The sequence below is a fragment of the Staphylococcus sp. FSL W8-0056 genome (assembly GCF_037963075.1).
GTDB classification, from domain to species: domain Bacteria; phylum Bacillota; class Bacilli; order Staphylococcales; family Staphylococcaceae; genus Staphylococcus; species Staphylococcus aureus.
In genome coordinates, this window is sequence record NZ_CP150142.1 from 2,338,604 (window position 1) to 2,354,348 (window position 15,745).

A 15,745-nucleotide genomic window follows, 5' to 3' on the forward strand; every position below is an offset into this window, starting at 1 on the left:
AGTTATTGTTTTTGACTATAAATCGTAATAATTACGATTTATAAAGTATAGACCTATCCTTAAGAAATTTCAATATTAAAAGAAAAACTTCCGTTATTGTAGAGAATTCATCTACATTTCGGAAGTTGGTATGTGTCTTTTTTATTAAATTTAAGGATGCTACGGTTAGTTCAAATGATTATGAATGACATTTAATGGTATCATCCAGCCTCAGTACTTGGAGATAACATTTTGGCGGTGAGACATAAATCATATTTTTACAAAACTTATTTCGTCGTCTCCCCAATAAAGATAAAGTATTTCTTTATTGTGGTGTAACTTCTCCACGTTGTATTTCACTATCCAAATTTTGTTTCATATTTTCAAACAACTCTTGAAATCTAACCTCATCTTGATCAGAATAACCTTTAAAAATAACTGAATCTATATTTTCTTCGTTAAAATAATAAATTTCATCTTCCACAACACCAATCGGATATTTACATGCAGAATAGTCAAACATATACTTTTGATTTTCAATTTCTACAATTGATCCTCTATTAATAATCATTAACTTTTGCGAACCTTCTTTTAAATAAATAATGCTTCCTATTGTTTCCATTTATTTTCCTCCTTTGTCACCGTCTCAATTTCAACATTCCTTCGCATTTCCAAGTCAATCATCTCTTCTTCCGCTTTACGAATGCCATGTTGAATTTGCTGTTGCTGCTCGTATAACGCTTCCGTTGAACGTCGTTTCGCAAAATGAAATTCATCGCGGAACTGTTCCATACGACTAGCCATATTGCTACTATGATAACGGTCACCTAAATGTTGATATAATTGTTCTATCGAATGATTAAGCTCATCACTTTCGTCTATCAAAGCTTTAACCTCTCGCTTTTCATCATATAAGTCATCCATTTGCTTATGTTTCGCTGTGATCATTTTATTGATTCCATCAAGTTTATTCGACATCATTTCACCACGGTTTAATTTTTACCAATTTCATTACCAATCATTACGTCTGTTTGATTAAATTCTTCGCCAACTTTTTGTATACTATCGCTCGCATTTCTTATTGCTTCAGCAACAGATTGATTCTTACTAATCAAATCGTCTATCACACTATGAGCATTATTATTTCCACTTACTGTTGTACTTTCATCTTTATCCGGTTTCGACACATTATTACATGTTTCAACGGCACTTTTAATAGATGATGATGCACTATTAGTCTTGAAAATATCACTTTGAACTGTACTCATTATTTACACCTCTTCCCATTTAAATTATTTTAAAATTATTAGAAACTGTATCAATATATGATATTCAAACATTCAATAATACTTAAATATTGTTTTGTGATTATATTCAAAATTATTGTATCAATAAATATGTATCATTCCTAGAATTTTATTGAACAAAAAGTTATAAAATCACTTTTATTGCAACTCAACCTTGTTTTGCATTACAGAAATTAACAATAGCGATTAAAATTTTATTTTCCAGCAATAAAAAAGCACAAATATTTTTATTGAGGCAACTGAAGGCCTTCTCTTCATAAAATATCTGTGCATATTATCTATTTATCTCAATCTAACGTCTTAACTAACTTGTTGTACCTTGTAAAATCCTATCCATAGAATGCGCAACACTATCACGGTACATCTCACCAAATTTCAATAAATGCACCATCAATAAATATAAACGATAAAATTCAAGTCTATAGGATGCTCCTTTTGCGAGCGGATAATGTTTATTATACGCATCGTAAAATTCGCTCGTAAAACCACCAAATACCGTTGTAATACCGATATCAAATTCTCTGTCACCATATAATGGTGCTGGATCAAATAATGCAGGACGTCCATCTTTTAAAAACATATAATTACCGCCCCATAAATCACCATGTAATAAAGACGGTTTACTTTGATGCTTTTCTAATTCCTCCACAATTTGACTTCGCACTTTGTCATATACTTTGATATCGTTGGCATCCCATAGCCCTCTATTTAGCAACTCTTCTTTCAAATGATCCAAACGTTTATCGACAAAAATGGTACGCCAATCATCTTGCCAATGATTATCAAAAGAAATATCGCCACCTTCATAAGGTAATGAGAAGCCAAATTTGCCTTCTTCTTGTTGCTGACTGTGTAATTGAGCTACGAGTTGACCTAATTGACGTTGACTCCCTGAAGCTCCTTCTTCTAAATACGTCATCACTAAATACGCATCACCGTTAACTTCGCCACTTGCAATTACTCTAGGTGCCGTGATACCTGCACGTTCAAATTCATTTAAACCTGCAATTTCTGCAGCATAAAATGATTCTTTACGTCCACGTTGGACAAGTAAGAAAAATGTATCCGTATCTGTTTCGACTCGATATGCTTCGTTTACATCACCACCACTCACTGGTGAAATCTCTTTAATATCTTTTAAAGGTAAATGCTCTAACCATTGTTCATTCATACAAACACCTTCCAATCTACTTACTTTATACTATAATATTGCCTAATTAGGATGATTTAATCTTAAAAACGTTATTCAAACTTGCGTCAATTTTCAAAACTTTTTAGTTTTAACTAGGAAATTATGTAGGGAAATGCTAGTCTATTAAAAGAATATATTTCACATATATTAAGTTGAGGATAGTAAGCCTCAAATATAATGAAATAGGAGCATACTCATGTACAAATTAATTAAACCTTTCTTATTCAAAATCGAACCCGAAAAAGCACACGGACTAACTATCGATGCATTAAAAACGTTACAAAAGTTTCCGGTTTTATTCCCAGTCGTCGATAAACTATTTACTTATAAGAATCCAACGTTATCACAAACGATACAAGGTAATACGTACGACAATCCAATTGGCTTAGCAGCTGGTTTCGACAAATCTTGCGAAGTACCAAAAGCATTGGAACACCTTGGATTCGGTGCTTTAGAATTAGGTGGTATCACACCTAAACCTCAACCGGGTAACCCTCAACCACGCATGTTTAGATTATTAGAAGATGACGCCTTGATAAATCGAATGGGCTTCAATAATATTGGTATGAACAAAGCACTCAGTCATTTGCGTAAAAATGCTTATCAAGTACCTGTTGGTATCAATGTTGGTGTGAATAAAATGACACCTTATGAAGCGCGTTATCAAGATTATATAAAAGTCATTGATACGTTTAAACACGACGTTTCATTTTTCACAGTCAATATCAGTTCTCCAAATACTGAAAACCTTCAAAATTTCCATGATAAAGATGAATTTTCAATGTTATGTCAAGCTTTGACAACATTTAAAAAACAGCACGATGTAACAGTGCCAATTTACTTAAAACTAACGTCTGATATGGATTTCGATGGCTTAAAAGCACTATTACCAGCGATTACTGAGACATTTGACGGTATCATCTTAGCAAACACAACGCGACAACGAGATGGTTTAACTTCTGCTAATAAAGTCGAAGAAGGCGGTTTGAGTGGTCGTCCATTATTTGAACGTAATTTAAAATTGATTAAGTATGCTTATCAGCAAACAAATGGTGAATTTTTAATTATAGGTACAGGCGGCGTATTCAGTACTGAAGATGCAATCAAAATGATGCGTCACGGTGCGTCACTTATTCAAATTTATTCATCACTTGTTATTGAAGGCCCAGGTTTAACTAAGAAAATGAACAAAGGCATCGCACGTTACTTAAAAGATCATCATTTTGACAATGTCAGTGATATTATAGGACTAGATGCCTAATCCAACGTAGTCAAATAACACTTTAAAACTTGCTGAATCGTCTTATTAAAATTATGATATAACTCAAGAAGATATATTTATCACCATTTTTCAAAATAATGGCTTAAATATCACATATCATTAAATATAGCGTTTTATAACGGAGGCGTTTGTTATGACTAAAGAAACAGATAATAAAAAAACAGTAGCGACTTCTGACAACAAAGACACACAGCAACAAAATCAAACTGAAGAAGATGAACGTCAAGGTTTGAATGGTTATCGTAAAACAGATCTTGATTTAGAAATTGAGCAAGAGCTACGTGAAATGATGAAAACAGGAGAAAATGAAACGAAAAACGACTACAAAAAGTTTAAAGTGTTTTCACTTATTTCAACACTTGTCATTGTCATTTTAGCAATTATAAGATTTGTTCATAAAATGATTTAATTAGAGTGAGACATTGTTTTATGTCTCAGGATCCAGTTATTCAGTATAGCTACAATATTTACGATTATATAAATAACCCGAGATTTTAGTATGATTCATTTCACTAAAATCTCGGGTTTCTATTTGATAATTTTTAATGGGATATGGCATGTATACGAGCCTGCCTTTTATCTCATTTCCAATGATTAATCTGGATATTGTTCTAAAAATGCTTTCGCTTCTTTATTAACTGTTTTAAAATCAATACCTTGTTGCATCGCTGCAAAGACACATCCACAATAACACTGCCTAAAGATATTATAGTCATTACACATTTCTATGGAACGCTCATAACCTTTACTTTTCTTAAAATCACTTGGCAAATAGTTCACATCGTATATTTTTTGGACATCCATACCAAGTTCATTGATTAATTGTGCGTTCTTTTTAGGTGATAACGTGATTGCACTGCCAAAATAATCATAGCCATGTTCTACAGCTGCTTTCGCTACAATATCCAAACGCATTTCAAAACAAGCGGTACAACGTAAGCCGCCTTCTTTTTCATCAGCTAATTCTTTATCCTTCACCATTTTCACAAACTTATGCGGTTCATAAGGTGCTTCAATATACTTCACATTCGCACCAGTCTTGCGATTAAAATCTTCCACAAATTGTTCTTGCACTTTAGCACGTCGTAAATATTCATTTTTCGGATGAATATTTGAATTCGCGAAATAAATTGCAATGTCTGCATATTGTGTTAAAAACTCTAATGTATATGTACTACAAGGTGCACAACAACTATGCAATAAGATTTTAGGTCTGATTGCTTCTCTTTCCCACTGCCCGATTAATTTCTTCAACACCTTGTCATAATTAATTTTTTGATTTTTCATTTTACTGATAATAGGTTCAGCATTAATCATGATTTAACCTCCCACATTTAATCATTAACTTCTATTATATATGATTCATATTAAATGTCAGTCAAAAAAGTTAGAAATTCATTTTAATGCATTTATATTTCGAAAGTCCCTTATGTATCTAAAAGCATTTTTTAAACTTGAATTTTAAAACACTAAACAACACATACGTCTCTGTGTCATTTTCATTTTTTGTATGTCATATATATGTTTACTTCATTTAAATCAATTTCATCTTACAATTTATCGTGTATTTTACAAAAGATTGACTTCAATTCATCGTAAAAGTTATACTTTTGCCATTTTTTAATGTAACATGGTGTTAGTAATAAAAATACTACATTGAGGTGTTTTACATGACAGCATTATTCCCTTATATCGCTTTTGAAAATTCAAAAGAAGCCCTTGCATATTACGAAGAAGTATTTGGTGCAACTGACGTTAAACGTTTAGAAGTTGGCGAAGAACAAGCGTCACATTTTGGTATGACTAAGGAAGAAGCGCAAGAAGCAACTATGCATGCTGAATTTGAAGTGCTTGGCGTAAAAGTGCTATGTTCTGATTCTTTTGGTCGCGCTGACAAAATTAATAATGGCATATCATTATTAATTGATTATGATGTTAACAATAAGGAAGATGCTGATAAAGTTGAAGCATTCTATGAGAAAATTAAAGATCATTCTTCAATTGAAATAGAATTACCGTTTGCTGACCAATTCTGGGGTGGCAAAATGGGCGTCTTTACCGATAAATACGGTGTTCGTTGGATGTTACATGGTCAAGACTATACTGCAATCCAACAATAATGTTATTGATAAAGATATCATTTAATAAGCTTATGTTATTTAGCAAGGCAAGCCACTCTCGATTCATGGCTTGCCTTATTTTATTGTATATTTTTAATTATCGTTGCTGGCCCTTGATTGACAATCGTATTAAAATGCATTATTAAGTCAACTTTGTCTATACGGTTTGGATCTTCTACCCAATGTCTTATCAAAGACAATCCCGCACCTGAAACATAACTCATGAAATAAGAAAATGGTATACCATTAATTTGATCATTTTCATTTTTATAACGTTGTAAATGACACATAATTAAGTCATATAGTTTTTCGTGTATATTTGAATCTTTACCCATACGAAACATCAATTGATAAAATGCGATGTCTTTTTCTATCATATCTATTAAAACAGTCATAATTTGATGTATGTTATCCGTGGATAACTTAACTGCTCCATTTAACTTCTCATCATGAATGAAGTCTCTTATTTCCTCCAACTGCTGGTCCTCTAATTTTTCAAGCAAATCATATTTATCATAATAATGCGTATAAAATGTACTACGGTTAACATCAGCTAAATCTGCAATTTGTTGCACAGTAATCTCTTCTAATTGGTGTTGATGTAAAAGTTCAATAAATGCATTTCTCATTGCAACTTGTGATTTTCTAATACGTCGATCTATAGTCATTTATATCAAGTCCTCCCCAATGATTATAAACAATTATAAACGTTATGTTCATTATCCCACAAATCTCCAACATTGATGATTGGCACACAATGTTTACCTGTTTAATATAGGTGATACAAACAAACAGAAAAAGGTGATAACAATGAACCAACATTTACTAGGAAATCCAAAATTAACTGTAACTCATGTCAATGAAGTGAAAACCGGTATTAACCACATCGTTGTCGACAGTGTTCAATATGGAAATCAAGAAATGATTATGGAAAAAGATGTCACTGTGGAAATGCGCGATGGCGAAAAATTATATATTAATATTTTCAGACCAAATAAAGATGGCAAATTCCCTGTAGTTATGTCTGCAGATACTTACGGTAAAGATAATAAGCCTAAAATCACCAATATGGGTGCCCTTTGGCCAACATTAGGCGCCATTCCGACATCTAGTTTTACACCTGAAGAATCACCAGACCCAGGATTTTGGGTACCAAACGATTATGTTGTAGTTAAAGTTGCATTACGCGGTAGTGACAAATCCAAAGGCGTCTTATCTCCATGGTCAAAAAGAGAAGCGGAAGATTATTACGAAGTGATTGAATGGGCAGCAAAACAGCCATGGAGTAATGGAAATATCGGAACAAATGGTGTTTCTTATCTTGCGGTGACTCAATGGTGGGTCGCATCATTAAATCCACCACATTTAAAAGCAATGATTCCTTGGGAAGGATTAAATGATATGTATAGAGAAGTAGCCTTTCACGGGGGTATTCCTGATACTGGCTTTTATCGTTTCTGGATACAAGGTATTTTTGCGAGATGGACAGATAATCCAAATATCGAAGACATGATTCAAGCACAACAAGAACACCCTTTGTTCGATGATTTTTGGAAACAGCGTCAAGTGCCATTATCACAAATTAAAACACCTCTACTAACATGTGCTAGTTGGTCTACACAAGGTTTGCACAACCGTGGCTCTTTTGAAGGATTTAAACAAGCTGCATCAGAAGAAAAATGGCTATATGTGCATGGACGTAAAGAGTGGGAAAGTTACTACGCTAGAGAAAATCTCGAACGCCAAAAATCATTCTTTGATTTTTACCTTAAAGAAGAAAATAACGATTGGAAAGATACGCCTCATGTCATATATGAAGTTAGAGATCAATTTTATAAAGGCGAATTCAAATCAGCGTCAGCGTTCCCTTTACCTAACACAGAATATACACCATTGTATTTAAATGCTGAAAATCACACATTGAATCATGCAAAGATTAGTAGCGCGTATGTCGCACAATATGACTCTGAAGATAAACGACAAGATGTAAGTTTTAAATATACGTTTGACAAAGATACTGAGTTAGTTGGAAACATGAACTTAAAACTATGGGTAAGCACTACAGACTCAGACGATATGGATTTATTTGCAGGTATTAAAAAGTTAGATCGTCGTGGTAATGAAGTTAACTTCCCTGATTTTAATCATATTGAAAATGGTCAAGTAGCTACTGGTTGGTTACGCGTATCACATCGTGAATTAGATCAAGAAAAATCCACAATCGCGCAACCTTGGCATAAACATGAAACAGAATTAAAGTTGTCACAAGATGAGATTGTACCTGTTGAAATCGAATTGTTACCTTCAGGCACGCTATTTAAACAAGGCGAAACATTGGAAGTTGTTGTAAAAGGTAGTGAAATTGTAATTGGTAATAGTACCCCTGGCATGAAAACACGTTATGAACATGAAGAAACCATAAATAACGGCATGCACATGATTTATACTGGTGGTAAATATGATTCACAATTAATCATTCCTATCGTTAATTGACATGCAGGAATTACGGTCGATTTTGATTAAAAGTGACATAGTGATAGAAGAGAAGGCCACACGCTTGGAATCTTAAACCAAGGTGTGGCCCTTTTTATTATTGATGGCTATTTAATTTTATAAATCTTGTCACTAAACTTACTACAAGCAATATTAAACCAATAAATAAAGCCATTATTGCTGTATTACTTTCGTTGTTTACTCCTGTTTTTGGCAATTCTTTCAATTGTTGCTTATGTACTGACTTGCTCTTGCTATCCAAATGAATACTTTGTTGTTTAGCCATTTGTTTATTACTTTTTGTGTGAATATCATTTGCTTTAATACTTGGATTTACAGCACTATTATTCGATGTTCCATTTGCGTTTTTCAACTGATTAATAACATTTGGATCTTTCGTGCCATCTATTAAATTATCTGGATGTTTTAGTAAATGTCTGCAGTCGGATACTATTTTAGAATCTTTTGCCTTTACCGCATTATTCGGCACCTCATTATCATCTTTCAACTGCTTGATAACATCTGGATCTTTCGTGCCATCTATTAAATTATCAAGTTTTTTCACACGTGCTATGTCACTAACTGGCCCTGGATAATTTGCATCCGGTTGTCTAACTGGTATTAAATTGCTGTTTTCATTCACACCTTCAGGTTTGTTATTTTCGGCGTTCGCATTATCCGTAAAAATCAACACTGATAAAATTGCAACAAATAAACTTATAACTTTTTTCATCTTATTCATCCTTTCCTATTTTACTACCTTAATATCATTGCTATTAAAGTAACCCATCCATCTATTTTTTTCGTCGTATAAAGAGTAATATTTATACCCATTTGGAATATTGTAATAGAGTTTAGCTGTGTACGCTTTATCTTTTTTAATTAATTTATTATCACCCTTTTTTGTAATTTCAATGTTTTTCCAATATATATACTTACTTTTAATTACTTTCACTTTCTTATTATATGGATGACTTCTATACTTACCTATCCAATAATTTATGTAATCTAATTTTAAATCATTTATTCTCACGCCTGAATTATGATTATATCTGCCGTATGCATGTACTCCGATGATATTGTTTTTTGAATCTCTTATCGCACTACCACTTTGTCCTGAAAATGTGTCTACCGTATAATACATTTCATTCTCATCAAAACTTTCTAATTTCCCTTTACCTTTATATTGTCTGTTGTCTGACTTGTCTCCTGGAAATCCAGAAATTTCAATATTTTCACCTTTGCTAATGTGTGTGTTCAAAGTTAAGTAACCTGTTTTATTTCCTAAATTACTATTTAACTTAATAATTGCTATATCTTCTTTTGTAGGAGCATTATTAATCCAAGTTTTAGATACAAAAAACTTATGCGAAAAGGCCTTTCCTATTGTATATGTTTGCCCATTTACTCCAGCATAGACATCAATCTTTTTAGCCCAACCCTTATCGTCTTTAGAATAGACATTATGAGCCGCTGTCAATACAATGTCCTTACCAATCATAGTACCGGTGCCTTTATATACACGGTTATTTGAAAACGTCATATTTAATAATACAGTCTGCTTATAAGGTCTTTGTAAAATATTATTAACAACCGTTCTTTGATCTTTACCGAAAACTCGCTCAGTTAAGGGCGTACTATAATCACCTACTTCATAAAGCTCATTTTGATTACGTTCAATTGTTCCTGATTCAAAATTATTATCACTACCATTTTCTGAATTGACGATAGGATTATTATCAGCTAAGACAAAACTTTCACCATAATAACTAGAAACAATTACTACTAACAAAATCAAAAATGATATTTTAAAAATTTTTGTCATAGGCATTCCTCCTTTAATCTATATTATTTTTATCTATTTCATATAATTTTATTATATAATTGCTATCAATTCAATATTTTTACTTCACGAAACTAAACAACATGTCATTAACTTATCTCGTTAAGTTAAGAATTCTATTTTCTACCAAATAAATTCTGAATACTGTTTTAGATAATCAATTCGCAAAACTATTTCTTTATAAATATGTCCATCATTTAACACTGATAAAATTGCAACGATAATACCTTTACTTCTATTACGCTAACCCAATTGGCATAAAAATAAAAACCCCTAATGGATAACTACATTGTTATCTACTAGAGGTTTCTAACTTATACTATTTTATAACACTATCGTATTTTCTTTTTCATGAATCATTTCAATAATGACATTGTCTTCATTCATTACTGCTACTTTAGGAGCATGGTTTTTAATTTCTTCTTCATTTAACTGTGCATAAGTCATGATTATGACTACATCGCCTACTTCAACAAGTCTTGATGCTGCACCGTTCAAACAAATTTTACCACTACCTCTTTCACCAGCTATTACGTATGTTTCAAAACGTGCACCATTATTATTATTCACGATGGCTACTTTTTCATTTGGCAAGATGTCTACCGCTTCCAAAATATCTGAATCAATCGTAATACTACCTACATAATTTAAATTTGACTCAGTCACTCTTGCTCTATGAATTTTAGCATTCATCATTGTTCTTATCACTTTATTCAGCTCCAATTATTATATTATCTATTAAACGCGCTTTTGAAAATTTGACAGCTAACGAGATAAATATGCGTCCAGTTATTTCGTGTTGTTCTACTAATTGAGGATAACTATAAACAGCAACTTCTTCAATGCGTCCACTTATATGTGATTCAAGATATTCAGTAACCCTGTCTATAATTACTTTACTTTGACGTTCACCGTCTTGATACAACGCTTGTGCTAATAGCAAACTTTTACTTAAATGTACCGCTTCTTGTCGTTCTTGCTCCGTTAAATAAACATTTCTTGAACTTTTCGCCAAACCATCTGCTTCTCGAACGATATCAATACCAATAATTTCAACGGCATGATTGAAGTCTTTTACCATTTGCTCGACAATAGCCAATTGCTGGGCATCTTTTTTACCAAAATAAGCATAATCCGGCATAACAATATTAAATAGCTTATTAACTACTGTTACCACCCCATCAAAATGCCCTGGACGCTTCGCTCCTTCTAACACATCAGCTAATGGACCTACTTTGACATCAATACCTAATTCACCTGGATATATATCTTCTACTGCAGGATGAAAAACAATGTCCGCCCCTACTTCTGATACTAATTCTAAATCTTTATCAATTTGTCTCGGATAAGCATCGAAATCTTCGTTTGGACCAAATTGTAATGGATTAACAAATACACTCACAACTGTAATATCATTTGTACTAACTGATTCGCGTACCATCGTTAAATGTCCATCATGTAAGGCACCCATTGTTGGGATAAAACCAATCGTTGTTCCTGAGCGTTTGGCTGCTTTAACAATGTGTTGCATCTCTTTTACCGTAGTAATCAGCTTAGTCATTGTTATTAACCTCATTCATAATTTTCTTTTTATACGTATATTCTTCTGATGGAAATGCACCAGATTTAACTTCTTGATCGTATTGTTTTAAACCATCCACACCAACACTAAAATCAGCAAATTGCTTCACAAATTTCGCTTTATGTTCAACACCATAATTTAACATATCGTGATAAACCAATACTTGACCATCTGTACCTTTTCCTGCACCAATACCAATGACTGGAATTGTTAAGTGCTTGCTAATTTCCTCTGCTAAATCATTTGGAATTGCTTCAAGTACTAACGCAACTGCACCAGCTTGTTCTACATTTTTCGCATCTAAAATAAGTTGCTCCGCTGCTTCTTTCGTTGCACCTTGTAATTTATACCCCATAACGCCAACACTTTGAGGTGTTAATCCTAAATGTGCAACAACAGGAATACCAATTGCCGTTGCTTTTTCAATAAATGGTGTAATATGCGCTCCTTCTGCTTTAATTGCATTTGCATTCGTCTCCTGATAAAGCTTTAGAGCATGATTTAAGTCTTGTGTCATAGAGATGCCTACTGCACCAATCGGCATATCAACAACTACAAATGTATTTGGTGCGCCTCTTCTTACTGCACGACCGTGATGAATCATATCTGCTAACGTCACTTGTACGGTACTTTCATAACCTAATACAGTCATACCAAGTGAATCCCCAACAAGAATCATATCAATACCCGCTGCTTCCACTTGTTTAGCACTTGGAAAATCATAAGCTGTTACCATAGAAATTTTAGTTTGCTTTTGTTTCATATCTATTAATTGACTTACTGTTTTCAATGTTATTCAACCTCTTTTTGCAGTATTATTAGAAATAGTATAATGAATCTTTTATAGAAAGGAAAGAAGAAGATGTTATCAGTTGCGATTATCGGCCCAGGCGCTGTCGGTACAACTATTGCCTATGAATTACAACAATCATTGCCTCATACAACGCTTATCGGGAGACACGCCAAAACAATAACATATTATACTGTACCACATGCACCTGCACAAGATATTGTTGTGAAAGGTTATGAAGATGTCACAAACACATTTGATGTTATTATTATTGCAGTCAAAACACATCAACTTGATGCCGTTATTCCTCATTTAACTTATCTTGCACATGAGGACACGCTCATCATTTTAGCCCAAAATGGTTATGGTCAACTCGAACATATTCCATTTAAAAATGTATGCCAAGCAGTTGTCTATATAAGTGGTCAAAAGAAAGGCGATGTTGTTACGCACTTCAGAGATTATCAATTACGTATACAAGATAATGCATTAACTCGACAATTTAGAGATTTGGTCCAAGACAGTCAAATCGACATTGTATTAGAAGCAAATATTCAACAAGCTATTTGGTATAAATTGTTAGTTAACTTGGGCATTAATTCTATCACAGCACTCGGGAGACAGACAGTTGCAATCATGCATAATCCTGAAATACGTATACTGTGTAGACAGTTATTACTAGATGGTTGTCGTGTTGCACAGGCAGAGGGGTTAAACTTTTCAGAACAAACTGTCGATACTATTATGACTATATATCAAGGTTATCCCGACGAAATGGGAACGAGCATGTATTACGACATTGTGCATCAGCAACCTCTTGAAGTCGAAGCGATTCAAGGCTTTATTTATCGACGTGCACGTGAACACAATCTTGACACCCCATATCTTGATACTATTTATAGCTTTTTACGCGCTTATCAACAAAATATGTAAGCACATATATAATATAAAAAGACCTTAACGATGCATTTAGAACCACCTGTTCCTAATATCGCTAAGGTCTTTTAATTATATTAGACTATTCAGCTTCTCTAATTTCTTCTGCCACATCTTTATAGTCTATTTTCGCTTTAACAAACGTCTCGTTATTTACCGGGAAATGTTGTTGGAATGTTTCAAAGTTTTGTATCTCAACGACAACGTCATCCACTTCAAAGTCAAGAACATGTCCACCATAAGCTCTTTCATCATCCGCAAAATGTATATGAAAACCAGCAGACCCTACGCCATGAAATAATTCTGGTGTAAAAAATCCAACAATGGCACCACGAATATCTTGTCTTTTTTCCTCAGGTTGTCTGCGTGCTGAATCAATCAAACGTGTATATGGCGGTTGCTGAGCAGGCATCATTCGTACATGCATATGTTTAAATGTGCCATAAATTTTAACAGCCGAAAATAAATTCTCACTTAACATTTCATTTTTAATTTGTGCGAATACATCATCTTGTGATAATTGTTGCAATGGAAATGTCTTACTCGCTTTAAAATTAGTAATCGATGCATACGGTACTTTCTCATCGCCTTTTAATTCTATAAATTCTTTATGCTCGTTAGCATGATATGCCTTCCCGTCTAAAAATATTACTTCGCCATCAGACCCTGTTAACGTTGCAATCCCTAAATTCCCATGTTCTAACAATTCATTAATTGTAGCTGTTCCTTCTAGTAAGCCAGCCATTAACGTACCTAATGTACCATGTTGATACAAGACATTCGTCATTCCAAAACCATCTCCCTATAGTTATTCCTCGTTGTCATGCTCTACTTCGTGCTTAATGCAGAACTACTTTCCTTTATACTCAATGACGCCTCGGCATTTCGATTCATGTCACTAAATTTTCACGAGTCATAATACTTTATTCAATTATTATTTTACGCAAAAGTATTGCCTCTATCAATGCTTGCTAAAAAAATGGATCTATCAGTGCCACATGTTACTGCAACACTAATAGATCCTCTTACCATTAATATATTTCTAATTAATACTTAAAATAGGCTTAGTCTTCTAATAAATATTTAATTGAATCAAATGTATCTTCTAATATTTTAACAGATTTATCGAACAACGCTTGTTCTTCGGCACTTAATGGCATTTCATAAATTTTAACTGCGCCATGTTGGTTAACTAATGTTGGTACACCTAGGTAAACGCCTTTGTGACCACCATATTGACCATCTAATTGTATAGAAACATTTAAGACATTATTTTCATTATTTAAAATGGCTTTTGAAATGCGCATCAATGCTAATGCAATTCCATAGTATGTTGACCCTTTAGCTTGGATAATTTCATAAGCAGCGTCACGTGTATTTACATAAATTTCTTCCGCTTTAGCTTCGCTACCAGTTTGTTCTTTTAATGTGTCATATACTGAAATACCTGCTACATTTGCTTGTGACCAAACTGCAAGTTCAGTATCACCATGCTCACCAATAATACTAGCGTCAACACTTGAAGGTGCAACACCAAGTTCTTGGCTAATTAAATATTGTAAACGTGCACTGTCCAATACAGTACCTGAACCGATAACACGCTCTGCTGGTAAACCAGTATATTCTTTTACAAATCTTGTTAAAATGTCAACAGGGTTTGCCGCGATTAAGAAATATCCATCAAAGCCGCTATCCATAACACTCTTAACAATGCTCTTCATAATCTTAGTATTTTTTTCAACTAATTGTAAACGTGTTTCACCTGGCTTTTGAGGTGCACCAGCTGTAATAACAACTAAATCTGCATCTTTACAGTCTTCGTATTCACCTGCTTTCACATCAACTGGTGAAGGACTGTGGACTGTACCATGGTTTAAATCTTGAACATCTGCTTTTACTTTGTCTTTTGCAATGTCAATAATTACAAATTCATCAGCAACACCTTGCGTAACCATTGCAAAGGCATAGCTTGATCCTACAGATCCATCTCCGATTAATACAACCTTTTTACCAAATGTTTTCATAATTATGTCTCCTAACCTAATTGAATTTATTTTACACGTGACTACACGTAAAAATATCTATACTGAAATTAAAGATTAACAATTTTATTTTATTATAATATTATGCTACCAAATTACAAACATAAAACTGAGATGTAAGCGGAGTCAAATTACACTCTATCGCCAATAAATATTGATATCTCAAGCTTTAGCACGTA

General features: G+C 33.4%; 18 protein-coding genes. 5 read left to right on the plus strand and 13 right to left on the minus strand.

From position 1 onward, the window contains the following. Nucleotides 1-304 precede the first annotated feature (304 nt). From NSS86_RS11905 to NSS86_RS11920, 4 genes are all read right to left on the minus strand, one after another. Nucleotides 305-601, minus strand: a complete 297-nt coding sequence (locus NSS86_RS11905; protein WP_000447712.1) for a DUF4176 domain-containing protein — start codon at nucleotides 599-601, stop codon at nucleotides 305-307. Then, on the minus strand, nucleotides 589-957 hold the full coding sequence (locus NSS86_RS11910; RefSeq protein WP_000066369.1) for a hypothetical protein: 369 nt from the start codon (nucleotides 955-957) through the stop codon (nucleotides 589-591). The genes NSS86_RS11905 and NSS86_RS11910 overlap by 13 nt, the downstream gene beginning before the upstream one ends. 14 nt (nucleotides 958-971) lie before the next feature. Continuing rightward, on the minus strand, nucleotides 972-1,250 hold the full coding sequence (locus NSS86_RS11915) for a TIGR04197 family type VII secretion effector (RefSeq protein WP_020977619.1): 279 nt from the start codon (nucleotides 1,248-1,250) through the stop codon (nucleotides 972-974). A 340-nt stretch (nucleotides 1,251-1,590) separates the two neighbouring features. Beyond that, the gene (locus NSS86_RS11920; RefSeq protein ID WP_001005520.1) at nucleotides 1,591-2,457 is read right to left on the minus strand and encodes a fructosamine kinase family protein; all 867 of its coding nucleotides are present in this window, start codon (nucleotides 2,455-2,457) and stop codon (nucleotides 1,591-1,593) included. Nucleotides 2,458-2,674: 217 nt separating this feature from the next. Between NSS86_RS11920 and NSS86_RS11925 the strand changes: the two genes are divergently transcribed. Beyond that, nucleotides 2,675-3,739, plus strand: coding sequence for a quinone-dependent dihydroorotate dehydrogenase (locus tag NSS86_RS11925; RefSeq protein ID WP_000277419.1), 1,065 nt, complete (start codon nucleotides 2,675-2,677; stop codon nucleotides 3,737-3,739). Between the two features lie 154 nt (nucleotides 3,740-3,893). After that, complete coding sequence (locus tag NSS86_RS11930; RefSeq protein ID WP_000159839.1) at nucleotides 3,894-4,169, plus strand: hypothetical protein; 276 nt, start codon at nucleotides 3,894-3,896, stop codon at nucleotides 4,167-4,169. Nucleotides 4,170-4,354: 185 nt separating this feature from the next. Here the strand turns inward: NSS86_RS11930 and NSS86_RS11935 are convergent, their stop codons facing one another. Continuing rightward, complete coding sequence (locus NSS86_RS11935) at nucleotides 4,355-5,077, minus strand: epoxyqueuosine reductase QueH (RefSeq protein ID WP_000606210.1); 723 nt, start codon at nucleotides 5,075-5,077, stop codon at nucleotides 4,355-4,357. 353 nt (nucleotides 5,078-5,430) lie between these two features. Between NSS86_RS11935 and NSS86_RS11940 the strand changes: the two genes are divergently transcribed. Then, nucleotides 5,431-5,880 carry a glyoxalase/bleomycin resistance/extradiol dioxygenase family protein gene (locus NSS86_RS11940; protein WP_000125705.1) on the plus strand — a complete coding sequence of 150 codons (450 nt, stop codon included), beginning with the start codon at nucleotides 5,431-5,433 and terminating at the stop codon, nucleotides 5,878-5,880. A gap of 80 nt (nucleotides 5,881-5,960) precedes the next feature. On the opposite strand, the gene NSS86_RS11945 is transcribed toward NSS86_RS11940, so the two are convergent. After that, nucleotides 5,961-6,548 carry a TetR/AcrR family transcriptional regulator gene (locus NSS86_RS11945; RefSeq protein ID WP_000151110.1) on the minus strand — a complete coding sequence of 196 codons (588 nt, stop codon included), beginning with the start codon at nucleotides 6,546-6,548 and terminating at the stop codon, nucleotides 5,961-5,963. Between the two features lie 142 nt (nucleotides 6,549-6,690). On the opposite strand from NSS86_RS11945, the gene NSS86_RS11950 reads away from it, so the two are divergent. Beyond that, nucleotides 6,691-8,373, plus strand: coding sequence for a CocE/NonD family hydrolase (locus NSS86_RS11950; protein WP_001071595.1), 1,683 nt, complete (start codon nucleotides 6,691-6,693; stop codon nucleotides 8,371-8,373). A gap of 97 nt (nucleotides 8,374-8,470) precedes the next feature. Here NSS86_RS11950 and sasK read toward each other — a convergent pair whose 3' ends face one another. From sasK to panB, 5 genes are all read right to left on the minus strand, one after another. Next, nucleotides 8,471-9,106 (minus strand): LPXTG-anchored surface protein SasK, encoded by a 636-nt coding sequence (gene sasK, locus NSS86_RS11955; protein WP_000755982.1) that lies wholly within the window; start codon nucleotides 9,104-9,106, stop codon nucleotides 8,471-8,473. A 15-nt stretch (nucleotides 9,107-9,121) separates the two neighbouring features. Further along, nucleotides 9,122-10,198, minus strand: a complete 1,077-nt coding sequence (locus NSS86_RS11960; protein WP_000161220.1) for a trypsin-like serine protease — start codon at nucleotides 10,196-10,198, stop codon at nucleotides 9,122-9,124. A gap of 342 nt (nucleotides 10,199-10,540) precedes the next feature. Continuing rightward, nucleotides 10,541-10,924, minus strand: coding sequence for an aspartate 1-decarboxylase (panD, locus tag NSS86_RS11965; RefSeq protein WP_000621532.1), 384 nt, complete (start codon nucleotides 10,922-10,924; stop codon nucleotides 10,541-10,543). A 1-nt stretch (nucleotide 10,925) separates the two neighbouring features. Next, the gene (gene panC / locus NSS86_RS11970; protein WP_000163737.1) at nucleotides 10,926-11,777 is read right to left on the minus strand and encodes a pantoate--beta-alanine ligase; all 852 of its coding nucleotides are present in this window, start codon (nucleotides 11,775-11,777) and stop codon (nucleotides 10,926-10,928) included. Further along, nucleotides 11,770-12,588: a 3-methyl-2-oxobutanoate hydroxymethyltransferase gene (gene panB, locus NSS86_RS11975; RefSeq protein WP_000860047.1), complete on the minus strand. Its 819-nt coding sequence runs from the start codon at nucleotides 12,586-12,588 to the stop codon at nucleotides 11,770-11,772. Before panB ends, panC begins: the two co-directional genes overlap by 8 nt. 72 nt (nucleotides 12,589-12,660) lie before the next feature. On the opposite strand from panB, the gene NSS86_RS11980 reads away from it, so the two are divergent. Beyond that, the gene (locus tag NSS86_RS11980) at nucleotides 12,661-13,521 is read left to right on the plus strand and encodes an oxidoreductase (RefSeq protein WP_000953572.1); all 861 of its coding nucleotides are present in this window, start codon (nucleotides 12,661-12,663) and stop codon (nucleotides 13,519-13,521) included. An 85-nt stretch (nucleotides 13,522-13,606) separates the two neighbouring features. Here NSS86_RS11980 and budA read toward each other — a convergent pair whose 3' ends face one another. Next, a complete protein-coding gene (gene budA / locus NSS86_RS11985) occupies nucleotides 13,607-14,311 on the minus strand; it encodes an acetolactate decarboxylase (RefSeq protein ID WP_000186117.1) in 705 nt (234 codons plus the stop codon). A gap of 277 nt (nucleotides 14,312-14,588) precedes the next feature. Further along, nucleotides 14,589-15,548: an L-lactate dehydrogenase gene (locus NSS86_RS11990; protein WP_000846636.1), complete on the minus strand. Its 960-nt coding sequence runs from the start codon at nucleotides 15,546-15,548 to the stop codon at nucleotides 14,589-14,591. Between the last annotated feature and the right edge of the window lie 197 nt (nucleotides 15,549-15,745).